The organism is Pseudomonas sp. Sample_14, assembly GCF_004307515.1.
In the GTDB taxonomy this organism is placed as follows: domain Bacteria; phylum Pseudomonadota; class Gammaproteobacteria; order Pseudomonadales; family Pseudomonadaceae; genus Aquipseudomonas; species Aquipseudomonas atacamensis.
This window is the reverse complement of record NZ_RCOC01000065.1, coordinates 1-22,836: the sequence shown is the minus strand read 5'-3', so window position 1 is coordinate 22,836 and position 22,836 is coordinate 1. Positions and strand designations below refer to the sequence as shown.

The window sequence follows — 22,836 nt, the reverse complement described above, 5'->3', positions numbered from 1 at the left end:
TATGCGGCTGTACCTCTGTGAAAAACCTTCCCAGGCCAAAGACATTGCGGCCGTGCTCGGCGCCAGGCGTCGCGGCGACGGCTGCTGGTTGGGGACGGACCTCACAGTGACCTGGTGCATCGGCCATTTGCTCGAAACCGCGCCGCCGGATGCCTACGACGCGCGCTACAAGCGCTGGGTGCTGGCTGATCTGCCGATCATTCCCGACAAATGGAAAATGACCGTCAAGCCGCGCACCGCCAGTCAGTACAAAGCGGTGAAACGTCTGCTTGGCGAGGCCAGCGAACTGATCATCGCCACCGACGCCGACCGCGAGGGCGAGATGATCGCTCGGGAACTGGTCGAGCACTGCCGCTATCGCGGGCCGATCCGCCGCTTGTGGCTGTCGGCGCTGGACGAGGCATCGATTCGCAAGGCCTTGGCCGCGCTGAAACCGGGAGCCGAAACCTTCAGCCTGTATCACTCGGCGCTGGGCCGTTCGCGGGCGGACTGGCTGATCGGCATGAACATGAGCCGGTTGTTCACCTTGCTGGGCCGTCAATCGGGTTATCAGGGCGTGTTGCCGGTAGGACGAGTACAGACGCCGACCCTGCGATTAGTGGTCGACCGCGACCGCAGCATCGCCGACTTCGTCCCCGTACCGTTCTGGGCAATCGACGTGGATTTGCTGCACAACGGCACGACATTTACCGCACAGTGGCGCGCACCATCAGACGTTTGTGATGATCAGGATCGCTGCCTGAATCAGGCGTTGGCGCAGCAAGCGGCAGCGGCTATCAGCAGTGCAGACAGCGCACGGGTGATCAAGCTGAAAACCGAGCGCATGCGCGAAGTCGCGCCCCTGCCCTTCGATCTCGGCACCTTGCAGGAAGTCTGCTCGAAAAAGCTTGGCCTTGGCGCGCAGGAGACCCTCGACATCGCCCAGGCCCTTTACGAAACCTACAAAGTCATCACCTATCCGCGCAGTGATTGCGGCTTTCTGCCGTTGAGCCAACACAGTGAGGCGCCATCGATCCTCACCGCATTGCGTCAGGCCGATCCGAGCCTTGAAGTGTTGCAGGGTTTCCTCGAACCGCAGCGGCGCTCGCGAGCCTGGAATGACGCCAAGGTCAGCGCTCACCACGGCATCATTCCCACCATCGCCGCGAAGAACCTCGAACGTCTGACCGGCAAGCATCGCGCGGTGTACACGCTGATTCGCGCGCGCTACCTGGCGCAGTTCCTGCCCAATCACGAATATGATCGCACCCAGGCCGATTTCGATTGCAACGGGCAGGCGTTGCGCGCGGTGGGCAAGCAGATCATTGAGCCGGGCTGGAAGCGCGCATTGCCCGAAGCACTGGCACCGGCCAAGGGCCGCGAAGCCCCCGCGCCGCAAACCTTGCCGGCTCTGAGGCAAGGCGCCGAATGCGCTGTGGCGAAGGTGAATCTCAGGGATCTGTGGACGCAACCGCCAAAACCCTACACCGAAGGCGATCTGATCAAGGCGATGAAGAACGTCGCCAAACTGGTCGAAGATCCGCTGCTCAAACAGAAACTCAAAGACACCACCGGCATCGGCACGGAAGCTACCCGCGCATCGATCATCCAAGGGCTGCTGGATCGTGGTTATCTGGTGAAGAACGGCAAGGCGCTGGCGGCTACACCTGCGGCATTCAGCCTGATCGATGCAGTGCCGCGCGCGATCGCCGATCCTGGCACTACGGCGATCTGGGAACAGGCGCTGGACATGGTGCAAAGCGGCGAGATGACTCTGGAAGAATTCGTCACCAAACAGGCTGCGTGGATGAGCAAGCAGGTCAGCCGCTGCTCAGTTCTCAGCCTGACCATCAGCGGCCCGCCGCCTGCCGGCAAGGCCGCAGCGCCGTGGAAGAAAAAGCGTAAGTCGACGGCTAGCAAAGCCGCCGGTACACGCAAACGCACGGCGCGACCGGCGACTCGATGAATCCCTTGAGGTTCCCTTCTCTACGTTGCTGAAACGGATCTTTTCTCATTCCAAAACAGCTTTGTCCGACAATATGTAGTGCTTGAAAATAATCACTACAAAACCGTTGACGGCATCGTTTTGCTTTTGCATGATGAAGACGTTCCCCGATCGGGAGCACTGGTAACACGCTTGAGCAAACTCGTCTGACCGCCGAGTTGTTTTTTCCGGATACACGCTGCCCACAAGGCAGATTGAAGAAGCTGACCTGGCCTGAACGTCCAGTACAAGGACGAGAAGCGCTGGCGAAAATTCTCAAGACGCTTGTGGCCGACACTGGATTGTCGTCAAGGAGCCTCCCGGTTTTCGCTGCTTCTCCTCGTTGTGACGCTATTGCGTAGCAGTTATTCAACACGACTACATGCAACAGATGCATGACCCCGTACTTCATACGGGCGAGTGCTGACGTCCTGGTTTCGGTGCCAGGGATCAACCAACCGATGGGCTACCTGTATTAGCGAATCAACTTTGAAAGATCACCAGACTGGTCAAGGGGCATAACAATGAATCTGAACAATCAACCCACCATCGAAGAACTGGCTCGTATGTTCGCGGCGCAGAAAGACAGCCACGACAGCCATATTCTCTGGATCAGCAAGTCGGGCCAAGTACACATCGACTGCCTGTCGCCCCATGCTGGCGAGGAAGAGTTCGACCGCAACCACCAGAACCTGCTGGCCCGCCTGAAGATGTACCGCCGCGGCCACGGTTATGTCGGCAAGAAGGCTGCGGCCGACAAGGACTTCATTGGAAGTGTGCTGCAGACGCTGAAACAGGCGTGGGATTCGATGCAGAATCAGAATGAAGTTCGGGTGATTGATCGGTTGTATTGAGTTGTAGGTTATTTAACTAAGGGCCTGCTTCCGATTGGGAGCAGGCCCTTTGTTGTTCTTTTGAGTTTTGCGGCGTGAGTGCCCCCGTCGCCCCTCACCCCAGCCCTCTCCCGAGGGAGAGGGAGCCGACCGAGTTGCCTCAGCTCAACCGTAGACCTGAATGACCGTGGCGATTATGAGTCAACGAAGCTCGTTCAGGTCGGAGTAACTTGACCAAACACCTCGGTCAGTCCCCTCTCCCTCTGGGAGAGGGTTAGGGTGAGGGGCTTTTCATGCCGAGCACCAGCTCCACAAACGCCAACGCCGCCGCACTGTGATAATTATTTCTGCGCCGCAACAACGCCGCGCCACGCTGTGGCGCCTCCCCTTCGACCCGCAAGCGGCGCAACGCGCGGTCTTCGCTGGCAATCGCCTCGGGCAGCATGGTCGCCAGCGGCGCATGCCGCACCACTTCCAGCAACGTACTCACCGAATTCACTTCAATCCGCACATGCGGCGTAATCCCCTGCTCGCGGAAATACTCATCCACCAATAACCGCGTAATGAAGCCCGGCGCCAGCAAGGCGAAATCCATTGAAGCCAATTCCGTCGGCGTCAACACCGAAGGGCTGTCATAGAGCGGATGCCCAGGCCCGACCATGATCCCCAGCGTCTCGGTAAACGCCGGTATGCATTCGATATCGGCATTGCGCACCGGGGTAAACGCGATCGCGACATCCAGCGAGTCATCCGCCAGCCCGGCCTCGATGTCGTCCATCGACAACTCGAAGATCTCCAGATGAATCCCGGGAAACCGTGCCCCGTAGTCGCGCACCAGTGGCCCGACCAGATACGCCATGAACGTCGGCGTCATCGCCAGGCGTAGCGTGCCGCGGGACAAGTCCTTCACGTCGTGCAAGGCGCGCTGCCCGGCCTCCAGCTCCACCAGCACGCGCCGCGCGCACTCGATATAAGCCACGCCGGCATCCGTCGGCTTCACCGTGCGCGAGGTGCGATCGAACAGGCTCACGCCGAGGGTCTCTTCCAGTTGCCTAATCTGCTGCGACAACGTCGGCTGCGACACATGCAGCGCTTCGGCGGCGCGGGTGAAGCCACCGTGATCAGCAACGGCGAGCAAATAACGCAAATGTCGCAACAGCATGAGGGCACCATCTATAGGCAGGGCTTATGCGAAGCATTGTATATCGGTCTTGGACGCTATGAATCGACCGGCGCAACATTGCTTCCACACACAGCAAGCCAACCCCTGAAAGGAGTGACACCATGCAACAGTCCCACGCCTACAACGACAACAGCCTGGCCCTGACCACCCGCGTTCTCGACGCCAAGGCGAAAAAAGATCTGTCGTGGCAGGATCTCGCCGACGGCACCGGCCTCAGCCTGGCCTACGTTACCGCCGCCCTGCTCGGCCAGCATCCTTTGCCGGAAAACGCTGCTCAAGTGGTCGGCGACAAGCTTGACCTCAGCGCAGATGACGTCGCCGCTCTGCAGATCATTCCTTTGCGCGGCAGCCTCAGCGGCGTGCCGACCGATCCGACCATCTACCGTTTTTACGAAATGATCCAGATCTACGGCACCACGCTGAAAGCACTGGTTCATGAACAGTTCGGTGACGGCATCATCAGCGCGATCAACTTCAAACTGGACATCAAAAAAGTCGAAGACCCGGAAGGCGGCTCCCGCGCCGTGGTGACCCTCGACGGCAAGTTCCTGCCGCTGCGTCCGTTCTGATGCGCCCGGCCCGCATCCTGCGTGCGGGCCATCTCATTTCTGCCACGAGGACACGCCCATGAAAGCCCTGATCGACGGCTTCCTGAAATTCCAGAACGAAGCCTTCCCGCAACGCAGCGAACTGTTCAAACATCTGGCCACGACTCAGCAACCCGGCACGCTGTTCATCACCTGTTCCGACAGTCGCGTGGTGCCTGAGCTGCTGACCCAGCAAGAGCCCGGCGAACTGTTCGTGATCCGTAACGCCGGCAATATCGTTCCCTCCTACAGCCCGCATCCGGGCGGGGTCTCGGCGACGGTGGAGTATGCGGTGGCGGTACTGGGGGTGACCGATATCGTGATTTGCGGCCACTCCGATTGCGGCGCAATGACGGCGATTGCCCAGTGCAAATGCATGGATCACCTGCCCGCCGTCAGCGGCTGGCTACAGCATGCCGAGTCGGCGAAGGTGATGAACGAAGCGCGCGTGCATGGCAGCGACGCGGCGAAATTGAGCTCGATGGTGCGCGAGAACGTGATTGCGCAACTGGCAAATATTCAAACTCATCCGAGTGTGCGCCTGGCGCAGGAGCAAGGGCGGCTGAATCTGCATGGCTGGGTGTATGACATCGAGACCGGCTCGATCGACGCGCTGTCGGCCGACCGCCGCACGTTTGTGCCGCTGGTCGAGCAACCTGAGACTTGCGCGATCAGCGCTAAGACTTCCAACGCAGCCTGACGCCCCGGCCGATGATCGTTCCCACGCTCCGCGTGGGAACGCAGCCCGTGACGCTCTGCGTCACTGGACGCGGAGCGTCCCTAGAGGCATTCCCACGCGGAGCGTGGGAACGATCAGATCAAAAGATCGCAGCCTTCGGCAGCTCCTACACGGCGCGGTCCGGGTTTCTAGTCAGCGTTTCACCGTGAGATCAACCTGAGTCATCCGGCTACGCACGGTAAACACGCCATCCCCGGAAAGAATCGCACTGCGCGCAAACAGGCGCCCGCTCTCCCAGTTCGAAAGACCCAGCTCAGGCTTGTTCAACGCGTACTGACCATCGACCCATCGGGTGATGCCGTTGCCTACGAACGGCGCATTCACTGCGTTGTAGAAACGTTCCTGAACCGCCGCATCCGCGCTGATCAACGACACGGTGAATTGCGGGCTGTAACGGTTGAAGAGCGCAATCGCCTGATCCAGATCGTCAACAATCATCAGGCTGACTTCCGGGGTTTCTTCCCATTCCCACTCGCGGCCCAGCTCCGACTCGGGCAAAGACTCGGCCAGCGCTTCGGTCTGGTAACCCTCGGCGCGATAAACCTCGACTGTTGCGTTCTGCCATTCGCTTGGCAGGCAACTTTCACTGCCCGCGACGATGTGCAATTTGCAGCCTTGGCCGCGCGCAGTACCGGCGTCTTTCATGGCATTGAGGAACAGCGGCACCAGCTCATCGGCGCGTTCGCGCTGAATCAGGCAGACGTTCAGGGTATTGCAGACCTTGCGGTCCAGCGAGTTGCGCACCACTGCCGCGAAGCGAGTGGCGTCGGCGTCACGGTCGGCGATCAGCCACGCGCCGCCGGTACCGTGCAGGCTGACGGCAGTGCCGGCCTGTTGAGCAATGCTGCCCAACTGACTGACCGCACGGCCCGAGCCGCGCGCCACCGCCAGCGACAGACGCCGATCGGCAAACATCGCCCAACCAGCGGCGTGATTGACACTTTCGACCAACGACACCGCCCCCACCGGCAAACCGGCTTCGGCCAGTGCTGGATTCAGCGCGTGAGTGACGATGGCTTGCGCAGTGCCCAACGCATCGCTGCCGATGCGCAGCACAGCCGTATTACCGGTGCGCAACACCCCGGCGGCGTCGGCAAATACGTTGGGTCGGCCTTCGAAGACAAAGGCTACGATGCCCAGCGGCGAGACCACTTGCTCAACCTTCCAGCCATCGTGCTCAACACTGCTGATCACTTTGCCCCGCGTCGGTGGCGCATCACGCCACGCGCGCAGCCCGGCGATCATGTCGCGGCGCATGCGTTCATCGGCGAGCAAGCGTGTGGTCGAGCGACCGCGCGCCTTGGCCCGTTCGATGTCGGCGCGGTTGGCGGCTTCGATCTGCGTCCAGCATTCAGGGTTTTCCAGGCGCTGAGCGAATAGATCGAAGAACCGGCTGATGGCTTCATCGGAGACCGCCGACAACGCTGTGAATGCCGCAGCCGCACGCTCGATTGCCACCGAGGCGGCCTGTTGATCGGCCACGGGGATCAGCAACAACTCGCCACTGACCTGCTCGACCAGCAGATGGTCACCGGGCTGAAACCGCGCGGCCAGTTCGGGGCTGACCACGGTGACGCGGTTACCGGCGAAAGGGATCGGCGTGCCAGCGACTAGACGTTCGAGCGCAAGAGACATGAAGCGGATTCACCATGCAGAGGGCGGCCGGAAAATGTAGCGGATTACTGGCTGAAATACACCTCCTCAAACACTAAAGAAACCTGTGGGAGCTGGCTTGCCAGCGATAGCGGTGGTTCAGGCAAATTTATAGTGACTGACAGGGCCTCATCGCTGGCAAGCCAGCTCCCACAGGGTCATGTGGTGTTCCGGTGGGTCAGAACACCGACCAGCCAATCCTTGAGCTCAGCAGTTCCAGCGCCGCCATCCCCGCCAGCGAGTTGCCGGCGGTATTCAGCTCCGGCGACCACACGCACACACTGAACTGCCCCGGCACCACCGCAACGATGCCGCCGCCGACCCCGCTCTTGCCCGGCAGGCCGACGCGATAAGCGAAGTTGCCCGCCTCGTCATACAGACCGCTGGTGGCCATGATCGAATTGACCTGCTGGGTCTGGCGGCGCGTCAGGATCTGCTCGCCGCTGTGCTTGCAGAACCCGTCATTGGCCAGAAAGCAGAACGCCCGGGCCAGATCGATGCAGTTCATGCGCAGCGCGCAGTGGCTGAAATAGCTGCGCAACACCGCTTCGACATCGTTGTGAAAGTTGCCGAAAGACTGCATCAAATACGCCATCGCCGCATTGCGCGCGCGGTGCTGGTATTCGGAGTCGGCGACCTTGCCGTCGATCATGATCTGCGGGTTGCCCGACAGGCGTCGGACGAAGTCGCGCATCGACAATGTCGGCGCAGCGAAGCGCGACTGGTTGATGTCGCAGATCACCAGCGCCCCGGCATTGATGAACGGGTTACGCGGGCGGCCGCGCTCGAATTCCAGTTGCACCAGCGAGTTGAACGGCTGGCCAGAAGGCTCGTGGCCAAGCCGTTCCCAGATCGCTTCGCCGGAGTGATCGATGGCCTGCACCAGGCTGAACACCTTGGAAATACTCTGCACCGAGAACGGCGTTTCAGCGTCGCCGGCGCAATACATTTCGCCGTCGTTACTGTACACGGCGATGCCCAACTGGTTGGCCGGCACCGTGCCGAGGGCGGGAATATAGTCAGCAACTTTGCCCTGCCCGATAAGGGGCCGGACCGCGTCAAGGATCTCGTTCAACAGCGCTTGCATGCCGGGTTCCGAAAGTCTCGCCCCATGGGATCGCGGGGACACTGGGGCTAGACGCTGCGCCCGCCGGTCGCATCACACCGGCAAGCATCAGGCAGAATGTTCTAGGCTGAAGCGGACCATTAGACACCGGAGAGCACCATGCACCTCGAAGGCTCCTGCCATTGCGGCGAAGTCACGTTCAGCCTCGACAGCGCCCATCCTTATCCCTATCAACGCTGCTATTGCTCGATCTGCCGCAAGACCCAGGGCGGCGGCGGTTATGCGATCAACCTTGGCGGCGACGCGACCACTCTCAAGGTTCGCGGACGCAAAAACATCAGCATCTATCACGCGAAGATGAAAGCTGAAGGCGATAAACGCGCCCATCGCAGCAGCGCCGAGCGCCACTTCTGCTCACTGTGCGGCAGCGGCCTGTGGCTGTTCAGCCCGGAGTGGCCAGAGCTGATTCATCCATTCGCCTCGGCGATCGATACGCCGCTGCCGGTGCCGCCGGAACGCACACATCTGATGCTAGGTTCGAAAGCGCCGTGGGTTGAAGTCGAGGCGAAGCCGAAGGATCAGCAGTTTGATGTATATCCCGAAGAATCGATTGCCCAGTGGCATGAGCGACTCGGTGTAACTCGCTGAACACTCGCCCTTCGCGAGCAGGCTCGCTCCCACATTTGGATTGCGATTACCTGTGGGAGCGAGCCTGCTTGCGAAGGGGCCGGGTCAGGCAATATCAATCAGTCCAGATGCGCCCAGGTCATCCTGAACAACGCCCCGCCCCACACCGATTCGCCAACCTCAACCTGCCCGCCATGGGACTGCGACACCCGCCGCACCAACGCCAGGCCCAATCCAAAACCGCCAGTGCGCCGATCCCGGCTGGCGTCCAGTCGGGAAAACGGTTCGAAGATTTTCTCCCGTCCCTCCAGCGGCACACCCGGGCCGTCATCGCTGACCCGTACTTCATAGTCATCGCCATTGCGCAGCAGCGACACCTCGACACGCTGTTCGGCATAGCGAATGGCATTGCGCAAAAGGTTGATCACCGCCCGCGCCATGAAGCGCGGTTCGATGCTTACCGTGTCGACCTGGCAACCGGCGATCGACAACTGCACCCCCACTGCTTCGGCTTCAAGCGCCACACTGCCGACGACGCTGTCGAGCCAATCGGCTGCGTGAATATTTTCCCGTTTGATCACCGTCGCGCCATGCTCCAGGCTGGCGTAGGTCAGCAATTCCGAGACCATCTCCTCCAGCTCACCAAGGTCGGCATACATGTCGGCGATCAGCTCGCGATTCTGGCTCGCGTCCGGTTGCTGCTTGAGCTGATCGAGCTCAAACGAAAGCCGCGCAATCGGTGTGCGCAATTCGTGGGACACGGCGTTGGTCAGTTCGCGCTGGTTGGCGATCAAGCCCTCGATGCGCGCCGCCATCAGATTGAAGTGCTCGGCCAGATCGCGGATGTTCGAGCGCCGCGACAACTGGATGCGCACCGACAGATCGTTGTCGCCGAAACGCTCGGCCGCCAGCCGCAGCTTTTCCAGATCGCGCCAGTGCGGGCGCACCCAGAAAAAAAGCACGATGCCGATCAGTACCGCGAGCATCATGTACGCCGCGGTGATGTAGAACGGCATCAGGCTCGGCTCTGGCGGCAGCTTGATGCTGAGCAACTGCGAGCCGCCATCGATGTTGCTGATGAACTGCGTGTAATCGTCGCGGATCACCAACAGGTTCCGCGCGAGCTCGGCTTTTTCCTGCGGTGTGAGGGCCAGTTGATCGGCCTCGACCAGACCCAGCGACAGACCGTAGTGCGCACGCAATGAATCGAGTTTCTGTTCACGCTCGGCGCCCTGGCGGCCTTGCAGATGATCGACCAGCGACCACGCCTGACCACGCACGGCTTCACGGTTGTAATCCTGCGTCTGGCTGTCGAGCAACGCATTGAAGGTGTGCTCGACCGCCTGCAAGGCCAGCACCAGACCCACCGTCATCACCAGAAACAGGCCGAGGAACAAGCGCAGCATCTACAGCTCCCACGCGAACGGATTGAACAGATAGCCCTTGCCCCACACGGTCTTGATGCACACCGGCTCGCGAGGGTTGTCCTTGAGTTTGTTGCGCAATTTGCTGATGTAGACGTCGACGCTACGGTTGAGGCCGTCGAAGGCAATGCCGCGCATGCGATTGAGAATGTCATCGCGGGAAAGAATCTTGCCCGCCGCGCTGGCAAGCAACCAGAGCAATTCGAACTCCATGGTGGTCAGCTCGATCAGCTCACCGGTCAGGCGCACTTCCCGGCAACTGCGGTCGATGTTCAATTGCCCGAACTCAAGGAAACTGACCACGCTGGTGTCCGGCGTCTGCCGCCGTTGCAACGCCCGCAGCCGCGCGAGCAATACCGGCGGTTTGATCGGTTTGATCACGTAATCGTCAGCGCCGGACTCCAGACCGAGAATGTGATCGAGATCGTCTTCCTTGGCCGTGAGGATCACGATCGGCGTGTCCGAAACACTGCGAATTTCCCGGCAGACCTGCAAACCGCTCTGCCCCGGCAACATCAGGTCGAGCACCAGCACTTTCGGCTTGAATTCCAGGAATGCAGCCATGGCCAGATCACCGCGATGCACCGTGCGCACCTCGTAGCCGTGTTGTTCTAGAAAGTGTGCGATCAGTGCGGCGAGACGCTCATCGTCTTCGACCAGCAGAACTTTGCCGAAACCCAGGTTATCCATAACAACCGTTGCCAAGCCAAACGTGGAAGGGCCGATATTATGCTGGCATTCATCGAACAGGCGATGACGGCAGACAGCAAAAACCGGCCACTCGGGCCGGTTTTCGGTGATGTTTCATACTCTTAAGAGTTTTTAACAAATTCAGGCGGGCACACCGCTGTGGAAACGGAATTCCTCGTCCGGCGATTCGATCAGTTCCTGCTCGGCCGCACGGACGCGCTCGATCACCTGCGCGACATCCTTGGCATCACCATACTGATAGGCCAGTTTCAGATAACCCTGAAAATGCCGCGCCTCGCTTTTCAGCAAACCGAAATAGAACTTGCCCAGTTCTTCGTCCAGATGCGGCACCAATGCTTCAAAGCGTTCGCAACTGCGCGCTTCGATGAAAGCGCCAACCACCAGCGTATCCACCAGTTTCACCGGTTCGTGGCTGCGCACCACTTTGCGCAGGCCCGAGGCGTAGCGGCCGGCGTGCAGCTGACGCAACTCGATCTTGCGCCGTTTCATGATGCGCATGACTTGCTCGTGGTGCACCAGTTCTTCCCGGGCCAGGCGCGACATCATGTTGATCAGGTCGACATGGGCGTGGTACTTGGCAATCAGGCTCAGCGCCGTGCTGGCGGCCTTGAACTCGCAGTTCTTGTGATCGATCAGCAGGGTTTCCTGATCGGCCAGTGCCGCCTGGACCCAGGCGTCGGGCGTGCGGCAGCCAAGGAATTCGTGGATTTCGGGAAGGATCATGGGGCTCACGGTAAAAGGTGTTCGAGCGAAGGGCGCCGATTATACCGGCCTGCCCGCAGACCACCAGCGGCGGCTGTTGATATGCATCAAGTCGCAGACGTTCGGGTAGCAACTATAGTTGTGCAACGCCGTGCCTTTTCTTTGCTGGAGACTCCGCTCATGCAAGCCATTCGCAGCATTCTGGTGGTCATCGAACCTGAACATGCAGAAAGCCTGGCGCTCAAGCGCGCCAAGTTGATCGCCGGTGTCACCCAGGCCCATCTGCATCTGCTGGTGTGTGACAAGAAGCATGACCACGCCGGCCTGCTCAGCGTGCTCAAGGCGGCATTGCTCGCCGAAGGCTACAGCGTGACCACCGAACAGGCGTGGAACGAGAGCCTGCACGAAACCATCATCGATGTGCAGCAGGCCGAAGGTTGCGGTCTGGTGATCAAACAGCACTTCCCCGACAGCTCGCTGAAAAAGGCCCTGCTGACCCCGGCCGACTGGAAACTCCTGCGCCACTGCCCTACCCCGGTGCTGCTGGTCAAAACCGCCGGTTCGTGGAAAGACAAAGTGATTCTCGCTGCCGTCGATGTCGGCAATGCTGATGGTGAGCATCGGCATCTGCACAGCACCATCATCGATCACGGTTATGACATCGCCAGTCTGGCCAAAGCGCACCTGCATGTGATCACCGCGCATCCGTCGCCGATGCTCTCGGCGGCGGACCCGACGTTTCAGCTGAAATCGACCATAGAAGCCAAATACCGCGAGCAGTGCCGGGCGTTTCAGGCGGAGTTCGATGTCGATGACGAGCACCTTCACATCGAGGAAGGCCCGGCGGATGTGCTGATCCCGTTCATGGCGCACAAGCTCCAGGCCGCGGTAACGGTGATTGGCACGGTGGCGCGCAGCGGTCTGTCAGGCGCGTTGATCGGCAATACCGCTGAAGCGGTGCTGGATACGCTGGAAAGCGATGTCCTGGTGCTCAAGCCGCCGGAGGTTGAGGATCATCTGGTGGAACTGACGGCAAAACACTGAGGATTGCCATGCCTGACTGGCGCTTTCGCGAGCAGGCTCGCTCCCACATCTGGAATGCATTTCCCTGTGGGAGCGAGCCTGCTCGCGAAGCTTTTGCTGTTCAGGCGCCGAAGGCGTCTTTCAGAAAGCCCGGGGCGATGTAGCGCTGATAATGCGCTTCCGACAGCAGGAAGAATTCCCGATCAATGGCATCGCGCAGTTCCGGCAGGTTCCAGTCGCGGAACTCCGGCAGCAACACCATCCCGTACGCCTCAAGATTAATGATCACCCGCGCGCCCCGGGCAATCAGCTGATAGGCCCAGCAATATTCCGACTGATGCGGTACGAAGCGGATCTTGCGCTGTTCGAGCTGCTCGCGCAGGCGCGCCGGATCGAAGATCTCGACTTTGCTCGCCATCACTTGTGACAGCAATTGCTCCAGACGCAGCCACACAGCACGCTTTTCCTCCTCGTTGTACCCGTTCCAATGGATCACTTCGTGGTGGAATCGCTTGCAGCCACGGCACACCAGGTCACCGTAAACGGTGGAGCAGAGGCCGACGCAGGGGGTCTTGATGGTCTGATTGGGCATAAATGGGCAGAACACTGAAACGCGGAACAGGCCGGCATGTTAGCCCTTTGTCGGGCATTGATCACCCCTCAAACAGCAAGGTCTCGCCAGCGTCGCAGGTTTGCTCCGGCCGCGCTGATTGCCACGAAAGTCCAATAGAGCGCGACTTACCTTTAAATTTTTTTTGCCGTAGAATCAGCCAGCCTTTTAAGGCGCCAATGTCCGTTAGAAGCTGTTTTCAAAGCGTCACGAGCACAGTCGTTCCTTCAGAGCGGTGTTGGCGAAGGGTTTTTCCAGCGGGGAAAAGCCCAACGCCAACCCTCATCAGCTCCCCGTTCTGCAGGCGTAAAACTTTGAAAGCAGCTTCTGTAAGGAATTGCCGGTAATTCTGGCCGAACGACCCACAACGTCGTGAGGCGCATGAGTACGGCAATTTCGGGATGAGCGTCCCGGACACCCATTTGGGACCACTGATGAGGGTAATAACTGTGCTTGAAGCCTACCGCAAACATATCGAAGAGCGTGCAGCCCTGGGTATCGTTCCCCAGCCGCTTAACGCCGAACAAACAGCAGGCCTGATCGAGCTGCTGAAGAACCCTCCGGCTGGCGAAGAAGCTTTCCTCGTTGACCTGATCACCAATCGCGTACCACCTGGAGTGGACGAAGCCGCTTACGTCAAGGCCGGTTTCCTGTCTGCCCTGGCCAAGGGCGAAGCCACCTCCCCTCTGCTGGACAAGAAACGCGCTGTCGAACTGCTCGGCACCATGCAGGGCGGCTACAACATCGTCACCCTCGTTGAACTGCTGGACGACGCCGAGCTCGCGCCAGTCGCCGCCGAAGAACTCAAGCACACCCTGCTGATGTTCGACGCCTTCCACGACGTCGCTGAAAAAGCCAAGAACGGCAACGTTCACGCCAAGGCCGTGCTGCAATCCTGGGCTGACGGCGAGTGGTTCAAGAAGCGCCCGGTCCTGGCCGACAAGATCAGCCTGCGCGTATTCAAGGTCACCGGCGAAACCAACACCGACGACCTCTCCCCTGCGCCAGACGCCTGGTCGCGTCCTGACATCCCGCTGCACGCCCTGGCCATGCTGAAAATGGCCCGTGACGGCATCGTTCCGGACGAGCAAGGCAAGACCGGCCCGATGAAGCAGATCGAAGAAATGCGCGGCCAGGGCTTCCCGATCGCCTACGTCGGTGACGTGGTCGGTACCGGTTCCTCGCGTAAATCGGCGACCAACTCGGTGCTGTGGTTCTTCGGCGACGACATCCCGTACGTGCCGAACAAGCGCGCTGGCGGTTTCTGCTTCGGCAGCAAGATCGCTCCGATCTTCTACAACACCATGGAAGATGCCGGCGCCCTGCCGATCGAGTTCGACGTGTCGAACATGAACATGGGCGACGTGATCGACCTGTACCCGCACGCTGGCAAAGTCTGCAAGCACGGTACCGACGAAGTCATCACCACTTTCGAAATGAAAACCCCGGTGCTGCTGGACGAAGTCCGTGCCGGCGGTCGTATCCCGCTGATCATCGGCCGTGGCCTGACCGAGAAGGCTCGCGCCGAACTGGGTCTGCCAGCGTTCGACCTGTTCAAGAAGCCGGAAGCCCCGGCTGAAAGCACCAAGGGCTTCACCCTGGCGCAGAAAATGGTCGGCAAGGCTTGCGGGCTGGCAGAAGGCCAGGGCGTGCGTCCTGGCACCTACTGCGAACCGAAGATGACCACCGTGGGCTCTCAGGACACCACCGGTCCAATGACCCGTGACGAACTGAAAGACCTGGCGTGCCTGGGCTTCTCCGCTGATCTGGTGATGCAGTCGTTCTGCCACACCGCGGCCTATCCAAAGCCGATCGACGTGACCACCCACCACACCCTGCCTGACTTCATCATGACCCGCGGCGGCGTTTCCCTGCGTCCGGGTGACGGCATCATCCACTCGTGGCTGAACCGCATGCTGCTGCCGGACACCGTCGGTACCGGTGGTGACTCGCACACCCGTTTCCCGATGGGCATCTCGTTCCCGGCCGGTTCCGGTCTGGTCGCGTTTGCCGCTGCCACTGGTGTAATGCCGCTGGACATGCCGGAATCGATCCTGGTGCGCTTCAAGGGCAAGATGAAACCTGGCATCACCCTGCGTGACCTGGTTCATGCCATTCCGTACTTCGCTATCCAGAACGGTCTGCTGACCGTCGAGAAGAAAGGCAAGAAAAACGCCTTCTCCGGCCGCATCCTGGAAATCGAAGGCCTGGAAGGTCTGACCCTGGAGCAGGCGTTCGAACTGTCCGACGCCTCGGCCGAACGTTCGGCTGCCGGTTGCACCATCAAGCTGTCGAAAGAGTCGATCACCGAGTACCTGCAGTCCAACATCACCCTGCTGCGCTGGATGATCGGCGAAGGCTACGGCGATGCGCGTACTCTGGAACGTCGTGCTCAAGCGATGGAAGCCTGGATCGCCAATCCTGAGCTGATGGAAGCCGATGCCGACGCCGAATACGCCGAAGTCATCGAAATCGATCTGGCCGAGATCAACGAGCCTGTGCTCTGCGCGCCGAACGATCCGGACGACGCCCGTCTGCTGTCCAGCGTTGCTGGCGAGAAGATCGACGAAGTGTTCATCGGTTCGTGCATGACCAACATTGGTCACTTCCGCGCTGCCGGTAAACTGCTGGATCAGGTCAAGGGTCAGCTGCCAACCCGTCTGTGGCTGTCGCCGCCGACCAAGATGGACGCTCACCAACTGACCGAAGAAGGCTACTACGGCATCTACGGCAAGGCCGGCGCTCGCATGGAAATGCCAGGCTGCTCGCTGTGCATGGGTAACCAGGCACGCGTTGAGCCGAACAGCACCGTGGTCTCCACGTCGACCCGTAACTTCCCGAACCGTCTGGGCGACGGCGCGAACGTCTACCTGGCCTCGGCCGAGCTGGCGTCCGTTGCTTCGATCCTGGGTCGCCTGCCGACCGTCGAGGAGTACATGGAATACGCTGGCAAGATCGACAGCATGGCGGCCGATGTCTACCGCTACCTGTCCTTCGACCAGATCGCCGAGTTCCGTGAAGCTGCTGCGAACGCCAAGATACCGGTCGTTCAAGCCTAACGCTGCAAGGCAATAAAAAACGCCGCCCATCGTGAGATGAGCGGCGTTTTTTTATGCTGATCGTTCTGATCGTTCCCACGCTCCGCGTGGGAATGCAGCCCCGGACGCTCTGCGTCCCCAAGCGTGACGCAGAGCGTCACAAGAGGCATTCCCACGCAGAGCGTGGGAACGATCAGTCATCAGTGACAGGTCAGACAGCCAACTTGTAAACCAGCGCCGAAATCGCCACCAGTCCCACCGCGGTAACAAACACGTTCGACGCCTGACCGCGATAGCGCGCCATCGCTGGCACCTTGCGAATCGCGTACATGGGCATCAGGAACAGGATTGCCGCAATCACCGGCCCACCGACGGTTTCGATCATGCCCAGGATGCTCGGGTCAAGCGTTGCGACGATCCAGCAGATCACCAGCATGAACGCCGCCACGATGCGATCCAGCGCCTTGGCGCCCGGACGCCTCCCGCTCTTGACGATCAGGCCCTTGAGGCCTTCGCTGGCCCCGATGTAATGACCGAGGAACGACTTGGAGATCGCCACAAACGCAATCAACGGCGCCGCAAACTCGATGGTCGGGTTGCTGAAGTGGTTGGCCAGGTACGACAGGATCGAAAGATTCTGCTCTTTCGCCTCAGCCAGTTGCTCCGGCGACAGGGTCAGCACGCAACTGAATACGAAGAACAGCACCAAAATGACCATCAATGCATGAGCGCGCGCGAGGATCTGTGAGCTGCGCTCGTCGGCGTGCACACCGTAACGACGCTTCTGGTCCATCGCGAACGCCGAGATGATCGGCGAATGGTTGAACGAGAACACCATCACCGTAATCGCCAGCCACAGCGTGTGCAGCAGCGCTGACGGCGCCGGCACTTGCGACGCGGTGGCGAGGATGCCGCCATTCCAGTGCGGAATCAGGTACACGGCGAGGAACAGCAGCGCGACGATGAACGGATAGACCATCAGGCTCATGGCTTTGACGATCGCCTGCTCACCGCAACGCACCACGGCCAGCAGGCCGAGAATCAGCACGAACGACAGCAACGCGCGCGGCGGCGGCGTGATGTGCAGTTGGTGTTGGAGGAAGCTGGCGACCGTGTTGGTCAGGCCGACGCTGTAGATCAGCAAGATCGGGAAGATGGCAAAGAAGTACAGCAGCGTGATCAAGGCACCGGCCTTGATACCGAAATGCTGCTCGACCACTTCGGTGATATCGGCACCTTCGCGACCGGACAGCACAAAACGGGTCAGGCCACGGTGCGCGTAAAACGTCATCGGGAAGGCCAGCAGCGCGAGGATCACCAGCGGCCAGAAGCCCCCCAGCCCTGCGTTGATCGGCAAAAACAGGGTGCCGGCGCCAATGGCCGTCCCAAACAGTCCCAGCATCCAGGTGGTGTCCTGGCGATTCCAGCTCGAAAGTTCAGCGGGTGCTGCTGCGTCGAAGCGCTTTTCGAGGCTATTGGCCTGATCATTCATCCGGTCGGATCTCCGCATTCCGGTCACTTGCCACTCGGTCAGGACGCGTCGGAAAAAACCGACAGACATGCTCCGGCCGAAACAGGGGCGCGATTCTCCGTGATAAATCAATGCAAGCAAAGACTTAGCTGAGGAATGGTTGTGCGGAGCAGACCGATGGGGAGTCGTTTTCGGAATGCTTTTTGCCGTTTCCAGCTACGCTGCATGTCGTTCTCTGGCAGTTTTTCCGGCACCGTGCGCAGCCGGAACGATCAGATCAATCGAGCGACCAGAAAGCCAAACGACATGCAAAGCAAGGCAAGACTCAGCAATGCGAGGATCGGAACGATGTCGCCTCGCTGCTGGAGGCGTAACCTTTCTACGTACTCGTCGTGCTCTCGATCGGAACGGTCAATCATGGCTTGGCGGTCGAACGTACTCATGGTGATTTCCTTTTTCGCGGGTAACGGGTTGGATAGAGCGAAACGCGCACATTCATAACTTGAGCGAAAGGCCGATCAAGGCCGCTGTCGCGGTCAACATTCCGGCCACTACCGCAACCGGGTAGAAATAGGTTTCCCATTTCATCTTTTTTTCTTCCGCCACAAGTTTTTTCCTCTCGGCCACAAGCTTGCGTATTTCATTCATCAGCTTGTCCAGTTCGAGGTTTTCCCGGTCGTTTTGAAGCATTCGCCTTCCCTGGCTGGTGGCAGCTATCGCGCAAGCTGCTCTGAGGCGTGATGATTTCGCATCCATACGGGTGCTGACCAGCAGACGCATCTGCCATTCCCGTAGGCAAAATCCGCGAGTCACGTAAGCCGCCTCATACACGGAATTTGCAATATTCCAGACCAATTACCTGCCAGTACCCTGACCTTGATCTAGCGTGTGAGAAGCCATAACCCAAGGAGCCCCCATGCCACTGGTCCGCGTCGACATCCAGCAAAATCCCGATCCCACTTTCGCCAGGCGCATCGGCGAACAGATCTACGCCGCTCTGCGCAGCTGTATCGATGTGCCCGAGCACGACAACTTCCAGATTCTCAACGAACATGACGCCCAGCATTTCGTTTATGACCCGCAATACCTCGGCATCCAGCGCAGCGACGGCGTGGTGTTCATCCAGATCACCATCAGCGAAGGGCGCAGCGTGGAAAAGAAACAATTGCTGTTCAAAACCATTGCCGAGCGCCTGCATGCGCAACTGGGTATTCGCCTGGAGGATGTGTTCATCAATCTGCTGGAGGTAAAGAAAGAGAACTGGTCGTTCGGTAATGGTGTTGCGCAATACGTCAGCTGATGGGTCGTGCGCCATGCCTGCGTACTTGCTTGTTCCACGAACCCGTCCAGAATCAAAGCACCACTGCTTGAATGCAACGATTGCCAAGCCGCTGCGGATTCAGCACTCTGAGTCGACTTTCGCGACCCACCCGCCGCCAATCACAGGAGCCGCGCAATGCCCGCAACCGTTCTGGTACTGGTTGAAACGATCAATGACTATCTGCCGATTCTTGAGCATCAGGGATTCCACCTGATCCTTGCACCAACGCCAGCCGAACGCGCGCAAGCCATCGCCACCCATGGCAGTCGCATCGACGCCGTGCTCACTCGCGGCCCGCTGGGCCTGACTGCGCAAGAGATCAGCGCCCTGCCCGCCCTGAAAATAATCACGGTGATCGGTGCAGGTTATGAACAGGTCGACCTGCAAGCGGCCAGCGACCGCGGGATCACCGTCACCAATGGCGCCGGAGTCAACGCCTCGTCAGTGGCCGATCATGCGATGGCATTGCTGCTGGCATTGGTCCGCGACATCCCGCGCTGCGATGCCGCCGTGCGCCGCGGTGAATGGCCGAAAATCATGCGCCCGTCGCTGGCCGGCAAGCGTCTGGGCATCCTCGGGCTGGGCGCCGTGGGCATGGCGATTGCCAAGCGTGCGGAGCTGGGTTTCGACATGCAGATCAGCTACCACAACCGCCAGGTGCGCAGCGACGTCGCTTATGCGTTCTGCTCGACACCGACCGATCTGGCGCGAGCTTCGGACTTTCTGGTCGTTGCCACGCCTGGTGGCATTGCTACTCAACATCTGGTGACGCGAGCCGTGCTCGATGCCCTCGGCCCCAAGGGATTTATCGTCAACATCGCCCGCGCCAGCGTTATCGCAACGGCAGACCTGATCACTGCACTCGAACAACGTCGTATCGCCGGCGCAGCGCTGGACGTGTTCGATCACGAACCGGAAGTGCCTGATGCCCTGAAACACCTCAGCAACGTTGTGCTGACCCCACACGTCGCCGGGCTTTCCCCTGAAGCCACGCAAGGCACTGTCGAACTGGTCGGCAAAAACCTGATGGCGTTTTTCTCCGGGCAACCGGTGCTGACGCCTGTCGCCCTGCCACCGAAACTGAGCAACCAGCGCGTGCATTAAGGCGCGCAGGATCCTCGGTCTGCGCCGCTGCTCGCCCCATTCTCAAAGTTGATTATCCAGCAACACGCTAACCTATAAGACCGACCCGCGCTTGTGAGCACCCGAGCGCGCCATTAGATTAGCCAATGATGTCTGGCCTCCAAAATAAGCAGAAGGGATAAGCATGGCGCTTACTGACCAGTCCACCCGGATCCGCGCGGGCGAAGAACTCGATGCCAGCCTGATCGATCCGTACCTCAAGGCGCACATTCCCGGCCTGACCGGCACTCCGCAGATCAGCCAGTTTCCCGGCGGCGCGTCGAACCTGACCTACCTGCTGGAATACCCTGAGCAAGAATTCGTTCTGCGCCGTCCGCCGTTCGGCCACAAGGCCAAATCCGCCCACGACATGGGCCGTGAGTTCCGCATTCTCAACCAACTGCGCGACGGCTTTCCGTATTGCCCGAAAGCGTATGTGCACTGCACCGACGAATCGGTGATTGGCGCCGAGTTCTATGTGATGGAACGGGTCAAGGGCATCATCCTACGCGCCGAACTGCCGCCGGAACTGGGCCTTGATTCGGCGAAAACCGAAGCGCTGTGCAAAAGCTTCATCGACCGGTTCGTCGAACTGCACCGGGTCGATTACAACGCCTGCGGCCTCGGCGATCTGGGCAAGCCCGAAGGCTACGTCGCGCGGCAGATCAGGGGCTGGAGCGAGCGCTACGAAAAAGCCCTGACCCCGGACGCGCCGCACTGGGAAGCAGTCAAAGCCTGGCTCAACGACAAGATGCCGGCCGACCACCCGACCTCAAGCATCGTCCACAACGACTATCGCTTCGACAACGTCATCCTCGACCCGGCCAATCCGATGCAGATCATCGGCGTGCTCGACTGGGAACTGACCACCCTCGGCGACCCGCTGATGGACCTGGGCAACACCCTCGCCTACTGGATCGAAGCCGGCGACCCGGCACCGGTGCAACTGATGCGTCGCCAGCCGAGCCACGCACCGGGCATGCTGACCCGCCGCGAATTCGTCGACTACTACGCCGAGCGCTCGGGCATCCGCATCGACAATTTCGACTTCTACTACACCTACGGCCTGTTCCGCCTGGCCGGCATCGTGCAGCAGATCTACTACCGCTTCTACCATGGCCAGACGCAGGACAAACGCTTCGCGCAGTTCATTCACATGAACAAACTGCTGGAGCAGATGAGCCTGCAGGTCATCCAGAAATCCAGCCTCTGATCCGGGCCAATAACAAGACTTCCAACAAGGGAAACCCATGTCCAAGACTCAGTTGTTCGACCTCGACGGCAAAATCGCTTTCGTCTCCGGTGCCAGCCGTGGCATCGGTGAAGCCATCGCCAAACTGCTGGCCCAGCAAGGCGCCCATGTGATCGTCTCGAGCCGCAAGCTCGAAGGCTGCCAACACGTCGCCGACGCCATCACCGCCGCCGGCGGCAAGGCAACAGCCGTGGCCTGCCACATCGGTGAGATGGAGCAGATCAGCCAGGTCTTCGCCGGGATCAAGGAACAATTCGGCCGCCTCGACATCCTGGTCAACAACGCCGCGACCAACCCGCAATTCTGCAACGTACTCGACACCGATCTGGGCGCGTTCCAGAAGACCGTCGATGTGAACATTCGTGGCTATTTCTTCATGTCGGTCGAAGCCGGCAAGCTGATGCGCGAAAACGGTGGCGGCAGCATCATCAACGTCGCCTCGATCAACGGCATCTCCCCGGGTATCTTCCAGGGCATCTATTCGGTGACCAAAGCGGCGGTCATCAACATGACCAAAGTATTCGCCAAGGAATGCGCGCAATTCGGCATCCGCTGCAACGCCCTGCTCCCCGGCCTGACCGACACCAAATTCGCCTCGGCGCTGGTCAAGAACGATGCGATTCTGAAACAGGCACTGACGCAGATCCCGCTCAAACGCGTAGCCGACCCAAGCGAAATGGCCGGCGCGGTGTTGTACCTGGCCAGTGATGCGTCGAGCTACACCACCGGCGTGGCGCTGAATGTGGATGGCGGGTTCCTGTCCTGATTTCCAGGGCAAATTGCTGTCCCGTGTGGGAGCGAGCCTGCTCGCGAAAACGTTGTGTCAGTCAGCTATGTTTTGACTGATACCACGCCTTCGCGAGCAGGCTCTCTCCCACAGGGTCACTGCTGGGTTCCAGGCCTCGTGCAATCGAGGAATCGCGAGTGTTATTGGGTTATGCAACGGGTAGTGGTGATGTGGCGCGTTACCTGCCCATCGACATACATATCCCCGGCAACCTCAGTATTCTCCAGCACCTCACACCGACGTTCCGGCGGAGGCGGCGGCGCGACAGGCGCAGGGGGTGGAGGACTGGCACAACCGGCCAACAACACTGCAAGAAAAGCCAACGGCAATACGCGTTTCCCAGGATTATTCATAGGACGACCCGCGGTAAAGAGAGACAAACTCCCGCAACCCAACCGGCCGCGGAAGACCTGACCACTCATTCTTTATAGCTGAGCGCCTTGTTAGCGCCAGTGGATTGGGGAGATTGGCTGGGATTGGCTGTCGGTTTTGCGGGGATTTTCCGGCAGAGGGCTGGATTGAGATCATTGTTGTCGGCGAGGGCCTCATCGCGAGCAGGCTCACTCCCACAGAAAAGCAAAATCAAATAAGCAAGCCACCCCACCACCCAACACGATGAGCGTTAGCTCGAGTACCGCTTTTTGATCTTGATTCACAGGCGACGTCGGAAGGCTGAGTGGAGGGATTGATCCGGGCGTGGGAGCGCAGCGACCGTACGACGCAG

General features: G+C 60.0%; 21 protein-coding genes. 11 read left to right on the top strand and 10 right to left on the bottom strand.

Going from position 1 to position 22,836, the window contains the following annotated elements; translation table 11 throughout:
* Position 1 precedes the first annotated feature (1 nt).
* Together D8U61_RS15455 and D8U61_RS15450 are read left to right on the top strand one after the other, a co-directional pair.
* On the top strand, positions 2-1,945 hold the full coding sequence (locus D8U61_RS15455; RefSeq protein ID WP_130927231.1) for a DNA topoisomerase III: 1,944 nt from the start codon (positions 2-4) through the stop codon (positions 1,943-1,945).
* 542 nt (positions 1,946-2,487) lie between these two features.
* Positions 2,488-2,817 (top strand): hypothetical protein, encoded by a 330-nt coding sequence (locus D8U61_RS15450; RefSeq protein WP_041480831.1) that lies wholly within the window; start codon positions 2,488-2,490, stop codon positions 2,815-2,817.
* A gap of 253 nt (positions 2,818-3,070) precedes the next feature.
* Here D8U61_RS15450 and cynR read toward each other — a convergent pair whose 3' ends face one another.
* A complete protein-coding gene (gene cynR, locus D8U61_RS15445; RefSeq protein WP_130927230.1) occupies positions 3,071-3,958 on the bottom strand; it encodes a transcriptional regulator CynR in 888 nt (295 codons plus the stop codon).
* Between the two features lie 122 nt (positions 3,959-4,080).
* Between cynR and cynS the strand changes: the two genes are divergently transcribed.
* On the top strand, positions 4,081-4,548 hold the full coding sequence (cynS, locus tag D8U61_RS15440) for a cyanase (RefSeq protein WP_041480833.1): 468 nt from the start codon (positions 4,081-4,083) through the stop codon (positions 4,546-4,548).
* A gap of 58 nt (positions 4,549-4,606) precedes the next feature.
* Positions 4,607-5,266: a carbonic anhydrase gene (locus D8U61_RS15435; RefSeq protein ID WP_130927229.1), complete on the top strand. Its 660-nt coding sequence runs from the start codon at positions 4,607-4,609 to the stop codon at positions 5,264-5,266.
* Between the two features lie 171 nt (positions 5,267-5,437).
* On the opposite strand, the gene D8U61_RS15430 is transcribed toward D8U61_RS15435, so the two are convergent.
* Complete coding sequence (locus tag D8U61_RS15430; protein WP_130927228.1) at positions 5,438-6,940, bottom strand: aldehyde dehydrogenase family protein; 1,503 nt, start codon at positions 6,938-6,940, stop codon at positions 5,438-5,440.
* A gap of 196 nt (positions 6,941-7,136) precedes the next feature.
* Entirely contained in the window at positions 7,137-8,045 is a 909-nt protein-coding gene (glsB, locus tag D8U61_RS15425) for a glutaminase B (protein ID WP_073471184.1), read from the bottom strand.
* Between the two features lie 138 nt (positions 8,046-8,183).
* On the opposite strand from glsB, the gene D8U61_RS15420 reads away from it, so the two are divergent.
* Positions 8,184-8,672: a GFA family protein gene (locus D8U61_RS15420; protein WP_024013270.1), complete on the top strand. Its 489-nt coding sequence runs from the start codon at positions 8,184-8,186 to the stop codon at positions 8,670-8,672.
* 98 nt (positions 8,673-8,770) lie between these two features.
* Here D8U61_RS15420 and D8U61_RS15415 read toward each other — a convergent pair whose 3' ends face one another.
* From D8U61_RS15415 to miaE, 3 genes are all read right to left on the bottom strand, one after another.
* A complete protein-coding gene (locus D8U61_RS15415) occupies positions 8,771-10,057 on the bottom strand; it encodes an ATP-binding protein (protein WP_130927227.1) in 1,287 nt (428 codons plus the stop codon).
* Positions 10,058-10,765 (bottom strand): winged helix-turn-helix domain-containing protein, encoded by a 708-nt coding sequence (locus tag D8U61_RS15410; RefSeq protein ID WP_130888127.1) that lies wholly within the window; start codon positions 10,763-10,765, stop codon positions 10,058-10,060. It abuts the gene before it with no gap.
* Positions 10,766-10,906: 141 nt separating this feature from the next.
* Complete coding sequence (miaE, locus tag D8U61_RS15405; protein WP_016775115.1) at positions 10,907-11,509, bottom strand: tRNA isopentenyl-2-thiomethyl-A-37 hydroxylase MiaE; 603 nt, start codon at positions 11,507-11,509, stop codon at positions 10,907-10,909.
* 159 nt (positions 11,510-11,668) lie between these two features.
* On the opposite strand from miaE, the gene D8U61_RS15400 reads away from it, so the two are divergent.
* Positions 11,669-12,532 carry a universal stress protein gene (locus tag D8U61_RS15400; protein WP_130927226.1) on the top strand — a complete coding sequence of 288 codons (864 nt, stop codon included), beginning with the start codon at positions 11,669-11,671 and terminating at the stop codon, positions 12,530-12,532.
* 100 nt (positions 12,533-12,632) lie between these two features.
* On the opposite strand, the gene D8U61_RS15395 is transcribed toward D8U61_RS15400, so the two are convergent.
* Positions 12,633-13,103 (bottom strand): DUF1289 domain-containing protein, encoded by a 471-nt coding sequence (locus D8U61_RS15395; RefSeq protein ID WP_024013275.1) that lies wholly within the window; start codon positions 13,101-13,103, stop codon positions 12,633-12,635.
* Between the two features lie 467 nt (positions 13,104-13,570).
* On the opposite strand from D8U61_RS15395, the gene acnB reads away from it, so the two are divergent.
* Positions 13,571-16,180, top strand: coding sequence for a bifunctional aconitate hydratase 2/2-methylisocitrate dehydratase (acnB, locus tag D8U61_RS15390; RefSeq protein ID WP_024013276.1), 2,610 nt, complete (start codon positions 13,571-13,573; stop codon positions 16,178-16,180).
* A gap of 190 nt (positions 16,181-16,370) precedes the next feature.
* Here the strand turns inward: acnB and D8U61_RS15385 are convergent, their stop codons facing one another.
* The 3 genes from D8U61_RS15385 to D8U61_RS15380 all read right to left on the bottom strand — a co-directional run bounded on the left by D8U61_RS15385 (position 16,371) and on the right by D8U61_RS15380 (position 18,320).
* Positions 16,371-17,651, bottom strand: coding sequence for a serine/threonine transporter (locus D8U61_RS15385; protein WP_110601029.1), 1,281 nt, complete (start codon positions 17,649-17,651; stop codon positions 16,371-16,373).
* Between the two features lie 251 nt (positions 17,652-17,902).
* Positions 17,903-18,073 carry a hypothetical protein gene (locus D8U61_RS27825; RefSeq protein ID WP_177433339.1) on the bottom strand — a complete coding sequence of 57 codons (171 nt, stop codon included), beginning with the start codon at positions 18,071-18,073 and terminating at the stop codon, positions 17,903-17,905.
* A gap of 52 nt (positions 18,074-18,125) precedes the next feature.
* Positions 18,126-18,320 carry a hypothetical protein gene (locus tag D8U61_RS15380; protein WP_016775120.1) on the bottom strand — a complete coding sequence of 65 codons (195 nt, stop codon included), beginning with the start codon at positions 18,318-18,320 and terminating at the stop codon, positions 18,126-18,128.
* A gap of 226 nt (positions 18,321-18,546) precedes the next feature.
* Here D8U61_RS15380 and D8U61_RS15375 point away from each other — a divergent pair, with 226 nt between their 5' ends.
* The 4 genes from D8U61_RS15375 to D8U61_RS15360 all read left to right on the top strand — a co-directional run bounded on the left by D8U61_RS15375 (position 18,547) and on the right by D8U61_RS15360 (position 22,091).
* Positions 18,547-18,930: a tautomerase family protein gene (locus D8U61_RS15375; RefSeq protein WP_016775121.1), complete on the top strand. Its 384-nt coding sequence runs from the start codon at positions 18,547-18,549 to the stop codon at positions 18,928-18,930.
* Between the two features lie 156 nt (positions 18,931-19,086).
* The gene (locus D8U61_RS15370) at positions 19,087-20,055 is read left to right on the top strand and encodes a 2-hydroxyacid dehydrogenase (protein WP_024013281.1); all 969 of its coding nucleotides are present in this window, start codon (positions 19,087-19,089) and stop codon (positions 20,053-20,055) included.
* Positions 20,056-20,218: 163 nt separating this feature from the next.
* Positions 20,219-21,286 (top strand): phosphotransferase family protein, encoded by a 1,068-nt coding sequence (locus D8U61_RS15365; protein WP_130927225.1) that lies wholly within the window; start codon positions 20,219-20,221, stop codon positions 21,284-21,286.
* A gap of 37 nt (positions 21,287-21,323) precedes the next feature.
* Complete coding sequence (locus D8U61_RS15360; RefSeq protein WP_024013283.1) at positions 21,324-22,091, top strand: SDR family oxidoreductase; 768 nt, start codon at positions 21,324-21,326, stop codon at positions 22,089-22,091.
* Positions 22,092-22,836: the final 745 nt, after the last annotated feature.

Coding starts and splice junctions, on each gene's coding strand:
- D8U61_RS15455 (WP_130927231.1), top strand. CDS start 2: ATGCGGCTGTACCTCTGTGAAAAACCTTCCCAGGCCAAAGACATTGCG.
- D8U61_RS15450 (WP_041480831.1), top strand. CDS start 2,488: ATGAATCTGAACAATCAACCCACCATCGAAGAACTGGCTCGTATGTTC.
- cynR (WP_130927230.1), bottom strand. CDS start 3,958: ATGCTGTTGCGACATTTGCGTTATTTGCTCGCCGTTGCTGATCACGGT.
- cynS (WP_041480833.1), top strand. CDS start 4,081: ATGCAACAGTCCCACGCCTACAACGACAACAGCCTGGCCCTGACCACC.
- D8U61_RS15435 (WP_130927229.1), top strand. CDS start 4,607: ATGAAAGCCCTGATCGACGGCTTCCTGAAATTCCAGAACGAAGCCTTC.
- D8U61_RS15430 (WP_130927228.1), bottom strand. CDS start 6,940: ATGTCTCTTGCGCTCGAACGTCTAGTCGCTGGCACGCCGATCCCTTTC.
- glsB (WP_073471184.1), bottom strand. CDS start 8,045: ATGCAAGCGCTGTTGAACGAGATCCTTGACGCGGTCCGGCCCCTTATC.
- D8U61_RS15420 (WP_024013270.1), top strand. CDS start 8,184: ATGCACCTCGAAGGCTCCTGCCATTGCGGCGAAGTCACGTTCAGCCTC.
- D8U61_RS15415 (WP_130927227.1), bottom strand. CDS start 10,057: ATGCTGCGCTTGTTCCTCGGCCTGTTTCTGGTGATGACGGTGGGTCTG.
- D8U61_RS15410 (WP_130888127.1), bottom strand. CDS start 10,765: ATGGATAACCTGGGTTTCGGCAAAGTTCTGCTGGTCGAAGACGATGAG.
- miaE (WP_016775115.1), bottom strand. CDS start 11,509: ATGATCCTTCCCGAAATCCACGAATTCCTTGGCTGCCGCACGCCCGAC.
- D8U61_RS15400 (WP_130927226.1), top strand. CDS start 11,669: ATGCAAGCCATTCGCAGCATTCTGGTGGTCATCGAACCTGAACATGCA.
- D8U61_RS15395 (WP_024013275.1), bottom strand. CDS start 13,103: ATGCCCAATCAGACCATCAAGACCCCCTGCGTCGGCCTCTGCTCCACC.
- D8U61_RS15385 (WP_110601029.1), bottom strand. CDS start 17,651: ATGAATGATCAGGCCAATAGCCTCGAAAAGCGCTTCGACGCAGCAGCA.
- D8U61_RS27825 (WP_177433339.1), bottom strand. CDS start 18,073: ATGAGTACGTTCGACCGCCAAGCCATGATTGACCGTTCCGATCGAGAG.
- D8U61_RS15380 (WP_016775120.1), bottom strand. CDS start 18,320: ATGCTTCAAAACGACCGGGAAAACCTCGAACTGGACAAGCTGATGAAT.
- D8U61_RS15375 (WP_016775121.1), top strand. CDS start 18,547: ATGCCACTGGTCCGCGTCGACATCCAGCAAAATCCCGATCCCACTTTC.
- D8U61_RS15370 (WP_024013281.1), top strand. CDS start 19,087: ATGCCCGCAACCGTTCTGGTACTGGTTGAAACGATCAATGACTATCTG.
- D8U61_RS15365 (WP_130927225.1), top strand. CDS start 20,219: ATGGCGCTTACTGACCAGTCCACCCGGATCCGCGCGGGCGAAGAACTC.
- D8U61_RS15360 (WP_024013283.1), top strand. CDS start 21,324: ATGTCCAAGACTCAGTTGTTCGACCTCGACGGCAAAATCGCTTTCGTC.